Source organism: Streptomyces sp. NBC_00289, from assembly GCF_041435115.1.
Taxonomy (GTDB): Bacteria; Actinomycetota; Actinomycetes; order Streptomycetales; family Streptomycetaceae; genus Streptomyces.
Map to the genome: position 1 here is coordinate 8,220,929 of NZ_CP108046.1, position 16,909 is coordinate 8,237,837.

At 70.8% G+C, this 16,909-nt stretch carries 14 protein-coding genes and 1 pseudogene; 14 read left to right on the top strand and 1 reads right to left on the bottom strand.

Annotation, left to right across the window (positions count from 1 at the left end; all coding sequences use genetic code 11):
• Positions 1-262 precede the first annotated feature (262 nt).
• The 8 genes from OG985_RS37230 to OG985_RS37265 all read left to right on the top strand — a co-directional run bounded on the left by OG985_RS37230 (position 263) and on the right by OG985_RS37265 (position 10,429).
• Complete coding sequence (locus OG985_RS37230) at positions 263-1,729, top strand: amino acid permease (RefSeq protein WP_371672772.1); 1,467 nt, start codon at positions 263-265, stop codon at positions 1,727-1,729.
• 10 nt (positions 1,730-1,739) lie between these two features.
• Positions 1,740-2,192 (top strand): Lrp/AsnC family transcriptional regulator, encoded by a 453-nt coding sequence (locus OG985_RS37235; protein WP_371672773.1) that lies wholly within the window; start codon positions 1,740-1,742, stop codon positions 2,190-2,192.
• Positions 2,193-2,676: 484 nt separating this feature from the next.
• Positions 2,677-3,879 carry an MFS transporter gene (locus tag OG985_RS37240; protein WP_371672774.1) on the top strand — a complete coding sequence of 401 codons (1,203 nt, stop codon included), beginning with the start codon at positions 2,677-2,679 and terminating at the stop codon, positions 3,877-3,879.
• Between the two features lie 120 nt (positions 3,880-3,999).
• A complete protein-coding gene (locus OG985_RS37245; RefSeq protein WP_371672775.1) occupies positions 4,000-6,630 on the top strand; it encodes a nitrate- and nitrite sensing domain-containing protein in 2,631 nt (876 codons plus the stop codon).
• 127 nt (positions 6,631-6,757) lie between these two features.
• Positions 6,758-7,138, top strand: a complete 381-nt coding sequence (locus tag OG985_RS37250; protein ID WP_371672776.1) for a roadblock/LC7 domain-containing protein — start codon at positions 6,758-6,760, stop codon at positions 7,136-7,138.
• A 7-nt stretch (positions 7,139-7,145) separates the two neighbouring features.
• Entirely contained in the window at positions 7,146-7,526 is a 381-nt protein-coding gene (locus OG985_RS37255; RefSeq protein WP_371672777.1) for a DUF742 domain-containing protein, read from the top strand.
• Positions 7,527-7,847: 321 nt separating this feature from the next.
• Entirely contained in the window at positions 7,848-8,636 is a 789-nt protein-coding gene (locus tag OG985_RS37260) for a carbon-nitrogen hydrolase family protein (RefSeq protein WP_371672778.1), read from the top strand.
• A gap of 80 nt (positions 8,637-8,716) precedes the next feature.
• Entirely contained in the window at positions 8,717-10,429 is a 1,713-nt protein-coding gene (locus OG985_RS37265) for a flavin monoamine oxidase family protein (protein WP_371672779.1), read from the top strand.
• Between the two features lie 11 nt (positions 10,430-10,440).
• On the opposite strand, the pseudogene OG985_RS37270 reads toward OG985_RS37265, so the two are convergent.
• A pseudogene (locus tag OG985_RS37270) lies at positions 10,441-10,812 on the bottom strand (DUF5995 family protein); the annotation flags it as partial.
• 26 nt (positions 10,813-10,838) lie between these two features.
• Between OG985_RS37270 and OG985_RS37275 the strand changes: the two are divergent.
• The 6 genes from OG985_RS37275 (at position 10,839) to OG985_RS37300 (ending at position 16,896) form a co-directional block, all read left to right on the top strand.
• Positions 10,839-12,422, top strand: coding sequence for a recombinase family protein (locus OG985_RS37275; protein ID WP_371672780.1), 1,584 nt, complete (start codon positions 10,839-10,841; stop codon positions 12,420-12,422).
• Between the two features lie 133 nt (positions 12,423-12,555).
• Positions 12,556-14,202: an IS1182 family transposase gene (locus tag OG985_RS37280; protein ID WP_331718584.1), complete on the top strand. Its 1,647-nt coding sequence runs from the start codon at positions 12,556-12,558 to the stop codon at positions 14,200-14,202.
• A gap of 410 nt (positions 14,203-14,612) precedes the next feature.
• Positions 14,613-15,278, top strand: a complete 666-nt coding sequence (locus OG985_RS37285) for a hypothetical protein (protein ID WP_371672781.1) — start codon at positions 14,613-14,615, stop codon at positions 15,276-15,278.
• Positions 15,275-15,493, top strand: a complete 219-nt coding sequence (locus OG985_RS37290; RefSeq protein WP_371672782.1) for a hypothetical protein — start codon at positions 15,275-15,277, stop codon at positions 15,491-15,493. The genes OG985_RS37285 and OG985_RS37290 overlap by 4 nt, the downstream gene beginning before the upstream one ends.
• A gap of 339 nt (positions 15,494-15,832) precedes the next feature.
• A complete protein-coding gene (locus tag OG985_RS37295) occupies positions 15,833-16,372 on the top strand; it encodes a winged helix-turn-helix domain-containing protein (RefSeq protein ID WP_371666577.1) in 540 nt (179 codons plus the stop codon).
• Positions 16,369-16,896 (top strand): transposase, encoded by a 528-nt coding sequence (locus OG985_RS37300; protein WP_371674223.1) that lies wholly within the window; start codon positions 16,369-16,371, stop codon positions 16,894-16,896. The genes OG985_RS37295 and OG985_RS37300 overlap by 4 nt, the downstream gene beginning before the upstream one ends.
• The last annotated feature ends 13 nt before the right edge of the window (positions 16,897-16,909 follow it).

Sequence of the window (16,909 nt, forward strand, 5' to 3'; positions counted from 1 at the left end):
CACGAGCACAGGGGCCGCCCGCGTGCCCGGCGGCCCCCTGCGCAACGGTCGAAAGCCCTCGCGCAACGAATGCCCGCCCGTCCCGCACGAACGCAAGGATCTTGCGGAGACGCGCAAGGTTGCCGCATTACGACCGTGATGCCCCAGCTCATAGGGTCAGGCGCTGTACTGGTGCGGCGGGGACCCCGCTCGGTGGGTTCCCGTTCGCAGGGACGCCGCCGGTCTCCGCCGCCCCGAGAGGCAGCGACAAAGGAGTCAGCGCGTGCTCGACCAAGGCGCACCCCCGCACAACAGCACCCGGAAAGCCCCGGCGTCCCCGGGCCTCGGTGCGCGCCTCATGCGCCGCAAGCCGGTGGAACGCCTGGTCGCCGAGGGCGGCCAGGGCGAGGGCGGCAGTCTGCGCCGCTCCCTCGGGCTGTGGCAGCTCACCATGATCAGCATCGGTGCCACCCTCGGCACCGGCATCTTCGTGGTCCTCGGCGAGGCCGTTCCCAAGGCCGGTCCGGCCGTCACCCTCTCCTTCGTGATCGCCGGCCTGACGGCCCTCTTCTCGGCCCTCTCCTACGCCGAGCTGGCCGGCACCATTCCGGTCGCCGGCTCCTCGTACTCGTACGCGTACGCGACGATGGGCGAACTGATCGCCTGGATCTGCGGCTGGTGCCTGGTCCTGGAGTACGGCGTCTCGGTCGCCGCCGTGGCGGTCGGCTGGGGCGAGTACCTCAACGAACTGCTCGACGGGACCCTCGGCGTCACCATCCCCGACGCGCTGTCCGCCCCGCCCGGCGACGGCGGCATCTTCAACCTGCCCGCGCTGATCGTCGTCCTCCTCGCCATGGCGTTCCTGCTCGGCGGCGCCCGCGAGTCCGCCCGCGCCAACACGATCATGGTCGCGGTGAAGATCGCCGCGCTCGTGCTGTTCTGCGCGATCGGCATCCAGGGCTTCCGCTCCGGCAACTACGAGCACTTCATGCCGCTCGGCATGGCCGGGGTCAGCGCGGCCGGAGCGACCCTCTTCTTCTCCTACATCGGCTTCGACGCCGCCTCCACGGCCGGCGAGGAGGCCAAGAACGCGCAGCGGGACCTGCCCCGCGCCATCATGCTGTCGCTCGTCATCGTCACCGCGCTGTACGTCCTCGTCGCGGCCGTGGCCGTCGGCGCCAAGCCCTGGCAGCGGTTCAACGACTCCGAGGCCGCGCTCGCCCAGATCATGCGCGACGTGACCGGGCAGACCTTCTGGGGCACCCTGCTGGCCGCCTGCGCCGTCATCGCCATCGCCAGCGTCGTCCTGACCGTGTTGTACGGCCAGACCCGCATCCTCTTCGCCATGTCCCGGGACGGCCTCGTCCCCAAGGTCTTCGCGAAGGTCCACCCGAGGACCGGCACACCCCGCGCCAACACCGTGATCGTCTCGCTGTTCTGCGGTGTCCTCGCCGCCGCCATCCCGCTCGGCCAGCTCGCCGACGCCACCAGCATCGGCACGCTCTTCGCCTTCGGACTGGTCAACATCGCCGTCGTGGTGCTGCGCCGGACCCGCCCCGAGATGCCCCGCACCTTCCGCGTGCCCCTCTCGCCGGTCCTGCCCGCCCTGGGTCTCGGTTTCTGCGTGTGGATGATGGGCAGCCTGTCCGCCGTCACCTGGGTGGTCTTCGGAATCTGGATGGCCGTCGGGCTCGTGTTCTACTTCGGATACGGCCATCGCCGTTCCCGACTCGCGACTCCGGAGAAGTGAACCACCCGCAGTGCTGAACCAACTCGACGAACGCATCGTGCACGCCCTCGCCGAGGACGCCCGCCGCTCCTTCGCGGACATCGGGCAGATCGTCGGCCTCTCCGCGCCCGCCGTGAAGCGGCGCGTGGACCGGCTGCGCGCCACCGGGGCGATCACCGGCTTCACCGTACGGGTGGACCCGTCGGCCCTCGGCTGGGAGACCGAGGGGTTCGTCGAGATCTACTGCCGGCACAACACCTCGCCGGACACCATCCGGCGGGGCCTGGAGCCCTACCAGGAGGTCGTGGCCGCGTCCACCGTCACCGGTGACGCGGACGCGGTCGTCCAGGTCTTCGCCTCCGACATGCGGCACTTCGAGCGGGTCCTGGAACGGATCGCGGGGGAGCCGTTCGTCGAACGGACGAAGTCCGTACTGGTGCTGTCACCCCTGCTGCGCCGCTTCTCGTCGGGGTCGCCGACCTGATGGTGGACGCGGCCGGGCTGTACGGCTTGCGCCGGGCGGTTCGCGCCGCGGTTCGCGCTGTACGGCTTGCGCCGCGCGGTCGCGCTGTAGGGCCTGCGCTGTGCGGCTTGGGCCGACGGTTGGGGTCGCCTGGCGCCGCTCTGCGAAGGCGAGGGTCCGGGGCACTTGGGCTCGGACCGTGGGTCCGGCGCGCTCGGCTGAGCGTCGCTCCGCGGGCGAGGGTCCGGGGCGCTCGGCTGGGCCGTCGCTCCGGGGGCGTGGGTCCGGGCCGTCGCTCCGGGGGTGCCGGGTGAGGCCGTGGGCCGAGGGGTGCCCGGTGCGGCCGCGGTCTCGGATCGGACCGCATATTCGATGGCCTGACGGGTCCCGTCGCGCCTAGCATCGGTGGCATGACCTGGCGACATTGATCCACCAGCCGTGCCTCCCGAGGACCGCCTCGGACGCCGTATCCCCGGCATCCGATCCGTCCCTGCGGGAAGGCCCCATGACACTCTCACCTGTGCGTGTGCCCGTCGCCGACGTCCGGCGGCTCACGGCCACGCTGTACGGCTACGCGTTCCTCGACGACTTCGTCCTGCTCTACCCGGTGTACGCGCTGCTCTTCAGCGACACCGGTCTGTCCCTTTGGCAGATCTCCTCCCTCTTCGCCCTGTGGTCCGTCACCGGCGTGCTGCTCGAAATTCCCTCCGGCGTCTGGGCCGACGCCGTCTCCCGTCGGCTGCTGCTGTGGCTGGGCCCGCTGCTCACCGCGGCCGGCTTCGCGCTGTGGGTGCTCGTCCCCTCGTACTGGTCCTTCGCCCTCGGCTTCGTTCTGTGGGGGGCAAGGGGAGCGCTCGGCTCCGGAGCGCTCGAGGCCCTTGTCTACGACGAGCTGGACCGGCTCGGCGCGGCCGACCGCTACGCGGGTGCCATGGGCCGGGCCAGGGCAGCGGGGCTGGTCGCCGTGATGGCGGCGACGGGACTTGCCGGACCCGTGTTCGGGTGGGGCGGCTATCCCGCCGTGGGAGCCGCGAGTGTGCTGGCCTGTCTGCTGACCGCGGCGGTCGCGACCCGGTTCCCCGAACACCGGGGGAAGGCCGCCGAAAGCGATCACTGGCTGACGACCCTGCGAGCCGGACTCGCCGAGGCCCGGCACGACCGGTCCGTGCGCGGGGCCCTGCTGCTCGTCCCGGCCGTGGCGGCGGTGTGGGGCGCGCTCGACGAGTACACCCCGCTGCTGGTCCGGGAGACCGGGGTGGCGGACGGGACGGTTCCGTACCTGCTCCTGCTGATCTGGGCCGGTGCCACGGCCGGGAGCCTGTTGGCCGGCCCTGCCGAGCGGCTCGGCCGGGCCGGGCTCGCGGGCGTGCTCGCGGCCGCCGCGCTCGCCCTGGCCACGGGCGCCCTGGCGGGGACACCCGCGGGCATCGGCCTCGTGGCGCTCGCGTTCGGCGGCTTCCAGCTGGCGGAGGTGCTGGCCGACGTCCGCCTCCAGCGGCGGATCGACGCCACCGGCCGGGCGACGCTGACCTCCGTGGCGGGCCTGGGGACCGAGCTGACCACGGTGCTCGTGTACGGCGTGTACGGGGTGATCGGCACGCGGGCCGGGCACGGCACCACCTTCGCGGTGCTCGCGGTGCCCTACCTGGCGACGGCGCTGCTGCTCGCGGCAAGGCGGCCATTGCGGTCACGGACTGACGTCCCGTAGGTTGTGCGGCATTCGCTACCAGCGGGTAACACCGGTGAGTAACCGGGGTTCCGTGCTGCCGCCCGCACGTCCTGTCGCGATCGTCCCGCCGTCCGAACGTCCTGTCGCCCTGGGGAGAGCATGCGCTGGCCCATCGGCCGTCCCACCACGGTTCGCGCGCGGATCGTGGCCCTCGCGCTCGCTCCGGCGATCGCCCTGATGGCGCTGTGGAGCTTCGCCATGGTGTCCGTCACCGGCGAACTGCGCGCCCTCGTAAGGCTCCAGGCCGTGTACGAGGACTTCGGCACCCCCGTCGACACGGCGGTCGGGCAGATCCAGATCGAACGACGGCTCGCGGCCACGTACCTGGGCGTCGGCGCCGACCACGGTACGGCCGCCGCCGCGGAGTTGCTGGAACAGCAGCGCCGCACCGACCGCTCCGTCGACGCCCTGCGCGCCGCGAGCCGGGACAGGGACCGTGAGCGGCTCTCCGTCCGGCAGCGGCAGGCCCTCGACGCCATGCTCGACAGCGTGGACGCCCTGGAGGGCCTGCGCGGACGGGTGCTGGCCCGGGACGTCTCCTGGGACCGTGCGGTGGACGAGTACAGCGCCCTCGTGGAGCCGGGCTTCGACGTCCCGTCCGCGCTCACCGCCCTGCAGGCCGGTCAGCTGGCCCGGGAGGCCCAGGTCGTCGTCGAACTGGTACGGGTGCGGGAGTTCGTCTCGCGCGAGGACGCGCTGGTCGCCGGGGCACGGGCCGCGGGCACCCTGACCGACCGCCAGTACGACACGCTCACCGCCACGATCGAGGACCGCCGGGTCTTCGAGCGTACGTATGTGCCCGACCTGCCCTCGGACTCCCGGGCGCTCTTCACGGAGTTCCAGCACGGCTCCCTGCACCGGGAGTTGGAGAGTGGCGAGGAAGCCCTGTTGCGGGCCGGAGCCGACGGGGCGGGCGAGGCGGTCGCGGCCGGGTCCTGGCGGAACACCACCGACCGGGCGGTGAAGCGCTACATGCTGCTGTGCACGCACTCGGCGAAGAACTCCGCCGAGCGCGGACGGGAGTTCGCCTACCGGGAGCTGGCCAAGGCCGTCGTCGCGGGAGCGCTCGGGCTGGCGGCGGTGGGCGCGTCGCTGTGGTTCGCGGTGCGCGGCGCCCGCCGCATCTCGCGCCGGCTGGAGACGCTGCGCGACGCGGCCGATCTGCTGGCCACCCGGCAACTGCCCGACGTGATGCGCCGGCTGAGCGGGGGCGAGGAGGTGGACGCGGTGGCCGAGGCCCCGCCCCTCGCCGACGGCGAGGCGGGCTCCGACGAGATCGGGGACGTCGGCCGGTCGTTCAACACCGCCCGCCTCGCGGCCGTCGAGGCCGCCGTCAAGCAGGCCACCCTGCGGCGCGGACTGTTCGCGGTCCTTCTCAACATCGCCCGCCGCAACCAGGCCCTCGTGCACCGCCAGTTGAAGCTCGTGGACCGGCTGGAGCGGCGGACGGACGATCCGGACCTGCTGCGGCAGCTGTTCCACGTCGACCACCTCACCACCCGTATGCGTCGGCACGCGGAGAGTCTGATCATTCTGTCCGGCGCGGCGCCCGGCCGCAGATGGCGGCGCCCGGTGCCGATCGTCGACGTGGTCTCCTCGGCGGTGGGCGAGATCGAGGACTACGCGCGCGTCGAGGTCCCGCCGATGGAGCGGGTGGGGGTCGCCGCGGACGCCGTGGCGGACGTCGTCCACCTGATCGCCGAACTCCTCGAGAACGCCACCGCGTTCTCTCCGCCCCACACCCGGGTGACCCTGCGCACCGGCCGGGCCGGCGGGGGCTTCGTGCTGGAGATCGACGACCGGGGCCTGGGCCTGGACGCCGACCGCGCCGAGGAGGCCCACCGCACCCTCACCGGGCCGGACGACTTCGACCCCACCCGGCACGACCGGCTCGGGCTGTACGTGGTGGGCCGGCTCGCCGCGCGCCACGGCATCGGAGTCACCCTGTGCCGCTCGCCGTACGGCGGGACCACAGCGGTGGTGCTGCTCCCGACCGGGGTGCTGGCGGAGCCGGACGGCGACCCGGGCCGAGGCGAGGGGACGACGCCGGCAAAGCCCGCGAGCGTTGCCGCGCCCGCCGACCCGGAGACGGCGGTTGCGGCGACTGCGGTGCCCGGGATGGCGGTATCGGCCGAGGCCGCGCCTGCGGGCGTCGCCGGGTCCGCCGGGTCGGTGACGGCGACATCGGCGCAGGCGCCGACGAAAGCGGTGTCCGCTACGGCGGTGTCCGCGCCGGCGATGTCGGGCGAGGCCGCGTCCGCGAGCGGCCCTGCGCCCGCGAGCGGCCCCGCGCCTGCGAGCGGCCCCGCGTCCGCGAGCGGCCCCGCGCCCGAGTCCGCGCAGCAGATGCCCGTGCGGAAGGCCGCGGCGACGGCCGTCACCCCGACGACCCTGCCGCTTCGGGCGCTGCCGACCCGCGGCGAGGCGCACGACGACACCGGAGCGACCGGCCGGGAGCAGGGCACCGCCCGCGTCCGGACCCCGGCCCTGCCCACCCGCGTCCGCCAGTCCTCGCTCGCCGCCGTCCGTCGAACCGAGGGTCCGTCCGCCGACGAGCCGCCCGAGCGCGACCTGACCCCCGAGGAGGTGCGCGCCGTCTTCGGCGCCTTCCAGCGGGGTATCGAGCGCGGCCGCAGGGGCCTGCCCGCACACCCGGACGCCCCCTCCGGCACCGCACCCGCACAGCAGACCGACACCGAGGACGGGACGGACGCCGACGATGCCCAGTGACGACCTGAACACCGAGGCACCAGCCCCAGCCCCAGCCCCAGCCCCGGCCCCAGCCCCGGCACCGGAACCGGCGGTTGCTTCCGCCCCCGCCCCCGCCCCCCAGCAACCCGGCACGGACCTCGGCTGGTTGCTCGACGACCTCGTGGCCAGGACCGAGCACGTTCGCCAGGTCGTGCTGCTGACCGGGGACGGCCTTCCCCTGAGCGCCTCGGACGGCATGCCGGCCCGGGACATCGAGCACCTCGCCGCCGTCTGCTCCGGCTTCCACGGCCTCGCCCGCTCCGCCGGAGAGCGGTTCGACGCAGGTCAGGTGCGGCAGACGATGGTCATGCTCGACGACGCCTACCTCTTCATCACGCCGGCGGGCGCGGGGAGCCGGCTGGCCGTGCTCAGCGAGGCCCGGACCGACGTGGGCCAGCTGGCCCACGAGATGGCGCTGCTGGTCCGCAGGCTCGGCCGGCACCTGGACGCCACCGTCCGGTCGACCGCCGGCCCGGACGGTCCATGAACCGACCGTGACCGACGACCACTGGTACGAGGACGAGACCGGGCCGATGGTGCGCCCCTACACGGTGACGCGGGGCCGGACCCGGCCCGTCGCCGGGCACACCGTCGACCTGATGTCCCAGGTCACCGCCGTGCGGACGGAAGCGGGGCCGCCCGGTGTGGACCACGCCCGGGCGGCCCTGCTCGACCTGGTGCACCGTGGCCCCCGCCCGGTGGTCGAGCTCGCCGCGGACGCCGACCTGCCCCTGACGGTCGTACGCGTGCTGCTCGGCGACCTGGCCGAGGCCGGCCTCGTGCGGATCGACGAGCCGCGCCCCACGTCACCGGGCGGGCCCGCGGTCGACCCGGAGTTCCTGCGCGAGATCGTCGAACTCCTGCGCCGGATCTAGCGCCGCGACCGGCGAGGCCCGCTCCCTCGCGACGTCCGGGTCCTGCCCTGCGCCTCGGACCGGCCTCCGCCCGGCTCGGACGGGGGCCTGCTACGCCGTACCGGACGCCGCTTCTCAACAGGCGACGGCCGCCTCCCACGGCACCGGCCCCGACGTCACCCGACGAGTCGCGAACGGCCGCGCAACGAATCGCCGTCCTTCCCCCGGCTCACGCAACGATCCGCGCACGGGCGCGCAACGGCTTCTTCTTGTCCGGGCGAGCGCGCCGACCGTACCGTCTAGGTGACCCCCCGAACCCTTTCGTACCGGTGAGGAACACGCATGCGCACCGCCCTGCTCCAGAGCTCCGGCCGCCCCGGCTCCGTCGCCGCGAACCTCAAGGTTCTCGACGAGGCCGCGGGCCGGGCCGCCGCCGCGGGCGCCGGGCTGCTGGCCGCGCCGGAGATGTTCCTGACCGGGTACGCGATCGGTGACGACATCGCCCGCCTCGCCGAGCCCGCCGACGGCGACTGGGCGGACGCGGTCGCCGAGCTCGCCGCGCGGCACGGGCTCGCGGTCGCCTACGGCTACCCCGAGCGGGCCGGCGAGAGCGTCTTCAACTCCGCGCAGCTGATCTCCGCCGACGGCACGCGCCTCGCGAACTACCGCAAGACCCACCTCTTCGGCTGCTTCGAACACGACCACTTCACCCCGGGCGGGACGCCGGTCGTGCAGGCCGAGCTGAACGGCCTCCGGGTCGGTCTGATGATCTGCTACGACGTGGAGTTCCCGGAGAACGTCCGTGCCCACGCCCTCGCCGGTACCGACCTCCTGGTGGTGCCGACCGCGCAGATGCACCCGTTCCAGTTCGTCGCGGAGTCCGTCGTTCTGGTGCGCGCCTTCGAGAACCAGATGTACGTCGCGTACGTCAACCGGGTCGGTCGGGAAGGGGAGTTCGAGTTCGTCGGCCTCTCCACGCTGGCCGGTCCCGACGGGGTCGCCCGCACCCGCGCCGGACGCGCCGAGGAACTCCTCCTCGCCGATGTCGACCCGGTCCTGCTCGCCGCCTCCCGCGAGGTGAACCCGTACCTGAAGGACCGCCGCCCCGGCCTCTACGGGTCCCTGATCTGACCCCGGCCTCGCCCTCCTCGCTCCGCCCGCCCGCCCCCCGCTTCCCCCCTGTCCTCGTCCGCGCAAGGAGTCCGTACCCCATGACGTCCACGGTGCCCACCGCCGTCCAGCACGCCGACGAGCAGCAGCCGCCGATCACCATGTTCGGTCCGGACTTCCCGTACGCCTACGACGACTTCCTCGCCAACCCGGCGGGCCTCGGCCAGATACCGGCGACCGAGCACGGCGCCGAGGTCGCGGTCATCGGCGGCGGTCTGTCCGGGATCGTGGCCGCCTACGAGCTGATGAAGATGGGCCTCAAGCCCGTCGTCTACGAGGCCGACCAGATCGGCGGCCGGCTGCGGACCGTCGGCTTCGACGGCTGCGACCCCTCTCTCACCGCCGAGATGGGCGCGATGCGCTTCCCGCCGTCCTCCACGGCGCTGCAGCACTACATCGACCTGGTGGGTCTGGAGACCAGGCCGTTCCCCAACCCCCTTGCCGAGATCACGCCGTCCACAGTCGTCGACCTCAAGGGCGAGTCGCACTACGCCGAGACGGTCGAGGACCTGCCGCAGGTGTACCGGGACGTGGCGGCCGCCTGGAACCGGTGCCTGGAGGAGGGCGCCGACTTCACCGACATGAACCGCGCCCTGCGCGAGCGGGACGTGCCGCGCATCCGGGAGATCTGGGCGAAGCTGGTCGAGAAGCTCGACAACCAGACCTTCTACGGTTTCCTCTGCGACTCCGAGGCGTTCAAGTCCTTCCGCCACCGCGAGATCTTCGGCCAGGTCGGCTTCGGCACCGGCGGTTGGGACACGGACTTCCCGAACTCCATCCTGGAGATCCTCCGCGTCGTCTACACCGAGGCCGACGACCACCACCGCGGCATCGTCGGCGGCTCCCAGCAACTGCCGCTCAGGCTCTGGGAGCGCGAGCCGGAGAAGATCGTCCACTGGGCGTACGGCACCTCGCTGGCGAGTCTGCACGAGGGCGGCGAGCCCCGTCCGGCCGTGACCCGGCTGCACCGTACCGCCGGCAACCGCATCACGGTGACGGACGCGAACGGCGACATCCGCACCTACGGCGCGGCCGTCTTCACCGCCCAGTCCTGGATGCTGCTGTCGAAGATCGCCTGCGACGACTCGCTCTTCCCGATCGACCACTGGACGGCGATCGAGCGCACCCACTACATGGAGAGCTCCAAGCTCTTCGTGCCGGTGGACCGGCCGTTCTGGCTGGACAAGGCCGTCGACGGCAACGGAAACCCCACCGGCCGGGACGTCATGTCGATGACGCTCACCGACCGGATGACGCGCGGCACCTACCTCCTGGACGACGGTCCGGACCGGCCCGCCGTCATCTGCCTCTCCTACACCTGGTGCGACGACAGCCTCAAGTGGCTCCCGCTGTCCGCGAACGAGCGGATGGAGGTCATGCTCAAGTCGCTCGGTGAGATCTATCCGAACGTCGACATCCGCAAGCACGTCATCGGCAACCCGGTGACGGTCTCCTGGGAGAACGAGCCCTACTTCATGGGCGCCTTCAAGGCCAACCTGCCCGGCCACTACCGCTACCAGCGGCGCCTGTTCACCCACTTCATGCAGGACCGGCTGCCCGAGGACAAGCGGGGTATCTTCCTCGCCGGCGACGACATCTCCTGGACGGCCGGCTGGGCCGAGGGCGCGATCCAGACCGCGCTGAACGCGGTCTGGGGCGTCATGCACCACTTCGGCGGGGAGACCGACCGCACCAACCCCGGCCCCGGCGACGTCTACGACGACATCGCCCCCGTGGAACTCCCCGAGGACTGAGCCGGCGCGCGTCAGTCCGGCAGGGGTGTGAGGAGCATGCGTCCCGCGAAGCCGACCGCCGCGTCCAGGCGGTCGGTGAACTCCCCGGCCAGATCGGGCAGCCGGCGCAGCGCCCACAGCGCGCGGGCCGCCGCCCAGGTCGCGTCCCGGGCCCGCTCCAGGCTCCAGGCGCCGAGCAGATGGGTGAGCGGGTCGGCGACCTGCAGGAGGTCGGGGCCCGGCATCAGATCCTCGCGGATGCGTTCCTCCAGCGAGACGAGGAGATCACCCACGCGATCGAACTCGTCCTCCAGCTCGGCAGGTTCGCAGCCGAGCGTACGACAGGTGTCCACGACGGCGAGCGCCAGGTCGTGGCCGATGTGCGCGTTGATGCCCGCGAGCGCGAGGTGTTCGGAGTAACATTGCATCCATGACGCAACTGACCAGGCGCGCGGAGCTGTTGCCCCGCCATGCGCCTCGGGTCGTGGGTGCCATCCGGCTCAGCCGGTACCACGACTCGACCACGTCCCCCGAGGTGCAAGAGGAGATGATCACTCTCGCCGCCCACCGAGTCGGGGGTGTCCTCGTCGGATGGGCGAAAGATATTGACGTCTCAGCGCTGAAGACGTCCCCATGGGAGCGAGACGAACTCCTCTACTGGCTAGAACGACCGGATGAGTGGGACGTTCTCATCTGGCAGCGTATGGACCGCGCCGTTCGGTCCATGGCCGACATGGCGAACCTGGGCCGGTTCGCTAAGCAGCACGGGAAAAGGCTGGTGTTCGCGTCCGGTCCCGGGGGCGACATGCTAGAGCTTGACTTCGGGTCCGCCATGTCGGAACTGATCATGCTCATTCTTGCGTTCGCGGCGCAGCTCGAAGGACAAACAATCGTCGAGCGGAACCAAGGTGCTGCCGCGCGACTGCAATCGCTGGGGCGCTGGGCAGGGGGACCGGTGCCATACGGCTTCAAGCCTGAGCGCAAAGTCTTCCCCGACGGTAACGAGGGATGGTGGCTAGGAGAGCACGCGGAGACGGCCGACATTCGGAGGTCGGCTATCGCTCGTGTAATCGCTGGGACGTCGTTCAACGAAATCACGGATTGGCTGAACACGTCGGGCGCTATCACTCCAACCAACCACAGGGCAAGGCTTGCCGGGCGCGACGAGGATCCGGGAAGCGTATGGATGCCGACAACAGTTCGGTCAATGCTCATGTCGGCGCTAAACCGCGGGCATCTCGTCACCCGGGACGGCTCGACGGTACGCAACGCTGACGGGAGCCCTGTCCTTCAGGGCGTGGCGCTGGTCAGTGACGAGACGTGGCGCGAGCTGCAAGCTGCCCTGGCGAACCGGGCGGTAGAGGCGCTTCAGGCGCCACGCCGGCGCGACGCTCACGAGTTGCTCGGCGTACTCGTCTGTCATAGCTGCGAGAGCAACATGCACACGGCCTACCGCACTGAACACGACGGCACCCGGGCTGCTGTGTTCCGGTGCAACAGTGCGCGGCACGGTAGGGGCATACCAAAACCCACAGTCACCAGGGCGACCACCGTCGCATGGGTTCACGCGGAGTTCGTGCGTCGCTTCGGGTTCATGCGTCGGACTCAGGCAGTGCGTACGCCAGGCGTCGACCACCGTCCGGAGATTGCGGAGTTGGAGGAGAACCTCGAAGAGCTGGGCAAGCGATTGGGAGAGCTGCGCGGCGCCGCCGCTGACGTCGTCACGAGGCAGATGCTCGGTATCTCAGACCGCATTGAGCAGCTCCAGATCATCCCTGTCGAGCCCCCGAAAGTTCAGGTCGTGGAGCTAGACACGACATGGGGTGATGGGTTTCTAGAGGCCGAGAACGACGAGGAACGTCGTCAGATCATGTTGTCCATGAACATCCGCGTCATCGTGGGTCCTCCGACGGGATGGCGCCGGCCCGTCGAAGAGCGGCTGTCCTTCGAGATCTACCGGCCGGCCCCGGACTTGGACGCGCTTGAAGACGTGGTCTACCAAGAGAGCCTCTGAAGTGCCTCTGTGATGCCGGAGAGCCCCGTCAGCGTCGCTTGACGCTGTTGGTAAATCCGGGGTTTGCGTGACGACGGCCTGTGTGACCCCGTTGGGGTTGTGCAGGCCGTCGTCGTGTTTCTGGGGTGGGTTCGTGTCGTTGCGTGGGGTGGAGTTGGCGGAGATCCCTGAGGAGACCGTGCGGTTGGCGCGTGCGGTGTTCCCGAAGGGCTGTCTGGTGATGCGGGTACGGGATGCGCTCGGGCCGGTCTTCGCCGACGTCGATTTCGAGGAGCTGTTCCCGGTGCGAGGGCGTCCGGCGGTGTCACCGGCCCGGCTGGCGCTGGTGTCGGTGTTGCAGTTCGCGGAGGGGCTGACCGACCGGCAGGCCGCGCACGCGGTGCGCTCGCGTCTGGACTGGAAGTACGCCCTGTCGCTGGAGCTGGCCGACACGGGGTTCGACTTCTCCGTGCTCAGTGAGTTCCGGGCCCGGCTAGCCGAGTCGGATGCGGGCCGGGCGGTGTTCGACGCGGTACTGACCGCCGCCGGGGAAGCGGGGCTGGTCACGGCGGGCAAGCGGCAGCGCACGGACGCCACTCATGTACTGGCCGTGACCAGGGACCTGAGCCGGCTGGAGTTCGTGGTCGAGACGCTGCGCACGGCACTGAACCAGATCGCCGAGGCGGCCGGGGACTGGCTGGTGACCGTGGCGGCGCCGGAGTGGTTCGACCGGTACTCGGCCCGGCCGGAGGACAGCCGTTTCCCCTCCCGGTGGGCCGCCCGCGTCGAGCACGGCGACCAGTGCGGGGCCGACGGCATGGTGCTGCTCCAAGCCGCCTGGTCGGCGTCGGCACCGCCCGGCCTGCGGCATCTGCCCGCGGTGGAGTTCCTGCGTCAGACCTGGGTGCAGCAGTTCCACCAGGCCGAGGGGGCCGTGCGCTGGCGGGAGCCGAAGAACACCCCGCCCGGTCTGATCCGCTTACGCACCCCGCACGAGCCCGAGGCCAGGACCGGGGCGAAGCGGGATCTGGGCTGGTCCGGATACAAGGTTCATCTCAGCGAGACCTGCGAGCCCGACGCCCCGCACCTGATCACCCACATCCACACCACCCCGGCACCAGTGACCGACGGCGCGGTGCTGGAGGACATCCACACCGCCCTGGCTGAACGCGGACTGGTGCCGGACGAACACCTGGTGGACGCCGGATACGTGGATGCCGAGCAGATCCACCACGCCCGCCGCGATCACAGCATCGACCTCGTCGGACCGGTGGGGAAGAACACCAACCGGCACCAGGTGACCGGCGGCTTCTTCGACAGCACCCGCTTCACCATCGACTGGGACCAGCGCCACGCCGTCTGTCCTGGTGGCCACATCAGCGTTTCGTGGCGAGACACCCGCAGCCACCGAGGCACCCCGGTCACCCGCGTCCGCTTCGCCGAACGGCACTGCGGCCCCTGCGAACTGCGAACGTCCTGCACCAACGCCGGAACCGGCCGCAACCTGACCCTGCGGCCGAAAGCCGAGCACGAGATTCTTCAGCAGGCCCGCACCGAGCAGGACACCGACCACTGGCGCCGCCGCTACGGACACCGCGCCGGCGTCGAGGGCAGCATCTCCCAAGGCGTCCAAGCCTTCGGCCTGCGCAGATCCCGCTACCGCGGTCTCGCAAAGACCCGACTGCAACACCACTTCACCGGCGCCGCCATCAACCTCGCCCGCATCGATGCCTGGCTCACCGGCAGACCCCTCGCCCGCACCCGCGTCTCACCCTTCGCAGCACTCCGCCCCGCCGGATGAGATCCAGCGGGGCGGATTTACCAACAGCGTCAGCGTCGCTTGACGGGGCTCTCGCTATGCCGTGGGTGGCTCACTCCACGGTCCCGCAGGGGGTCGCTCAGGGAGCTTCGAGCCTGGCCGACGGCAGTAGTAGGCCACGTAGCGGCGGAGGACTTCTGAGCGGTCTGTGTTGTCCGGCACCGCGTCCCCGAACGCTTGCCACAACTCCGCGTCGATGCGGAAGCGGCTGACAGGTGTCTTCGGTTGGTTGGGCATGGGGAGACCGTAGCAGAGGTGTAGCCACACCAAGGGTTGCGGTGTGGCTACACCCGTGTCTAAGGTGTAGCCACACCCCGACGCAAGCAAGACGAAGGGCCCGCGAGATCTTGGCGGATGCACGGGCCCGTCGTTCCATCACTGGAGGCTTCATCATGGCACGCTTCGACGTTTCCAAGCTCACTCAGCTCCAGCTCGACGGCGTCACCTGCGCCGTGTGCGGGCAGGTAGACGAGCGGCCCATGATCCCCGTCGGTCCGGCCCCCTCTGGTCTCGTCGATCTCTACGCCCACCCGGCATGCGTCGACGAGGAGCCCGCCCCGACGTCCGGCGTTCTGTGCATCGGCCCCATCGCTACCTCCGCTGACGTCAAGGCTCTCCGCGCCCTGGCCTACAACGTCGCGTACGAACTCGGTCGGCCGGCGACCTACGCCACTCACGCAGACCACACCGCGACCGACTACGCGTCGGTCTACCTGACGGGTGACGTCACTGCCCTGCGGGACGTGTCGACGCTCGTCGTCCTCGCGGAGGCACTCGCGGCGCACATGGACGTTCAGGAGCCGCTCACGGCCGACGAGGTGACGGAGTGCCCCTGCGGGCTCGTCTCCCGCCACACGCGCCCCTACGTCGACGAGGCCGGAGAGGTGTTCTGCGCGGAGTGCCGGGAGGAGTCCGGCTGCGCATGGTGCGGCGAGTGGAATGACATGGACGATTTGGCGATCGTCGAGAGCGGCGACACGTTCGTTCCCCTGCACGCCGGTTGCCTCGACAGGCTCCGTCGTGACGGTAGGCACGGCGCCCTGAAGGTCGCCGCGTGAACGCCGAAGTGAAAGCCCTCCGGGAACTCCTGGAGGCCGTGTGCGAGGCACTGACGCCGCCTGACGGTGACGTCGACGACCGACGGATCGTCGACCGTGCGGCGTGGGCCCGAACCACCATCCGCGGGGCGCTCGACGAGGACCCGCGCGACGTCGGATGGAACGCTGACTACCTCCGCCGGAAGATGCGGGAGGACGAAGCCGCAGCGAAGTAACTATGTGTGACGGATGGCCCCCGATAGCCTCGCGGCTGGAGGGGGCCTCCGCGCGTCCTGAAGGCTCGCCGGCACCCTCCGGCGGGAAGCGGAGTCAATCGCTCCGTACCTTTCAAGGCTTATAGGCGTTTGGTACCGTTCGCTCCCTTGGTCGTCGGTCGAATTCGACCCTCCTCCGCGACGCCCTGACCTGCTCCTTTGCCAAGGTGGACAAACTAGAGCCTATTTCTCAACTCTCCTTAACGCGTGTTAGAAGGAAGTGAAAATGGCAGTTACTGACCTTCAAAGGGTGGTGTCGTAGCGGCTGACGCCTCTTGATCCCTGCGGTATGCCGACCGCATGAGGTATGCGCAAGGGGGCGGACTGACCGACGAACGGCGGGCCTTCCGCGAGAAGTTGAGGATGGAGGCGGCCGAGCGGTTCAGGCAGGGCGACGAGAACCCGGTCATCGCTCACGACCTGCGGGTCAGCGTCCGGTCGGTACAGCGGTGGCGCAGAGCCTGGTCGCAGAACGGGCCCCGGGCCCTGGCCTCCAGGGGCCCGGCATCGCTGCCGCTTCTCAATGACGAACTGTTCGCCGTGCTGGAGCGTGAGCTGGCCAAGGGGCCGGTGGCACACGGGTGGCCGGACCAGACCTGGACCCTGTCGCGGATCAGGACGCTGATCGGGCGCCGCTTCCACAAGAGCTACACCGTGCAAGGGGTCGCCGCCCTGCTCAAGCGGCACGGTTGGAGCTGCCAGGTTCCCGCCCGGCGGGCGATCGAGCGGGACGAGAACGTGGTGGCCGGCTGGGTGAAGGAGACCTGGCCCCAGGTGGAAGGACCGTGGCGGCGCTCGACGCCTGGCTCGTCTTCGAGGACGAAGCCGGATTCTCGATGACGCCGCCGATCATCCGCACCTGGTCCCACCGCGGCCACACCCCTGTGGTCCGCGTCCGGGGCCGCTCCCGCCGCCGCTTATCGGTGGCCGCCGTGGCCTGCTACAAGACCGGCGAACCCTCGCGGCTGATCTACCGGCCCTGCCCAGACGCCCGGCCCGATGGGCGCAAAAGCTTCTCCTGGAAGGACTACCGCGACCTGATCCAGACCGCCCACCAGCAGCTTGGCGGCCCGATCGTGCTGGTCTGGGACAACCTCAACACCCACCTCACCGCCGGCATGCGCCGCTACATCGCCGACCGCGACTGGCTCACGGTCTTCCAACTCCCGCCCTACGCACCCGACCTCAACCCGGTCGAGGGCATCTGGTCCGTCCTGCGACGCACGACCACAGCCAACCGCGCCTTCGCCAACCCCGACGACCTGATCACTGCCGTCCGACGCGGCCTACGCCAGCTCCAGTACCGCCACGACGTCCTCGACGGCTGCCTCACCGGCACCGGCCTCCGGCGCCAGCCACCATGACGACATCACGCAT

What these genes read in the sequence shown, in the direction of transcription:
- OG985_RS37260 (WP_371672778.1), top strand. Translation starts at nt 7,848, where the DNA reads ATGCGCACCGCCCTGCTCCAGAGCTCCGGCCGCCCCGGCTCCGTCGCC.
- OG985_RS37285 (WP_371672781.1), top strand. Translation starts at nt 14,613, where the DNA reads ATGGCACGCTTCGACGTTTCCAAGCTCACTCAGCTCCAGCTCGACGGC.
- OG985_RS37240 (WP_371672774.1), top strand. Translation starts at nt 2,677, where the DNA reads ATGACACTCTCACCTGTGCGTGTGCCCGTCGCCGACGTCCGGCGGCTC.
- OG985_RS37295 (WP_371666577.1), top strand. Translation starts at nt 15,833, where the DNA reads ATGAGGTATGCGCAAGGGGGCGGACTGACCGACGAACGGCGGGCCTTC.
- OG985_RS37265 (WP_371672779.1), top strand. Translation starts at nt 8,717, where the DNA reads ATGACGTCCACGGTGCCCACCGCCGTCCAGCACGCCGACGAGCAGCAG.
- OG985_RS37300 (WP_371674223.1), top strand. Translation starts at nt 16,369, where the DNA reads ATGACGCCGCCGATCATCCGCACCTGGTCCCACCGCGGCCACACCCCT.
- OG985_RS37245 (WP_371672775.1), top strand. Translation starts at nt 4,000, where the DNA reads ATGCGCTGGCCCATCGGCCGTCCCACCACGGTTCGCGCGCGGATCGTG.
- OG985_RS37275 (WP_371672780.1), top strand. Translation starts at nt 10,839, where the DNA reads ATGACGCAACTGACCAGGCGCGCGGAGCTGTTGCCCCGCCATGCGCCT.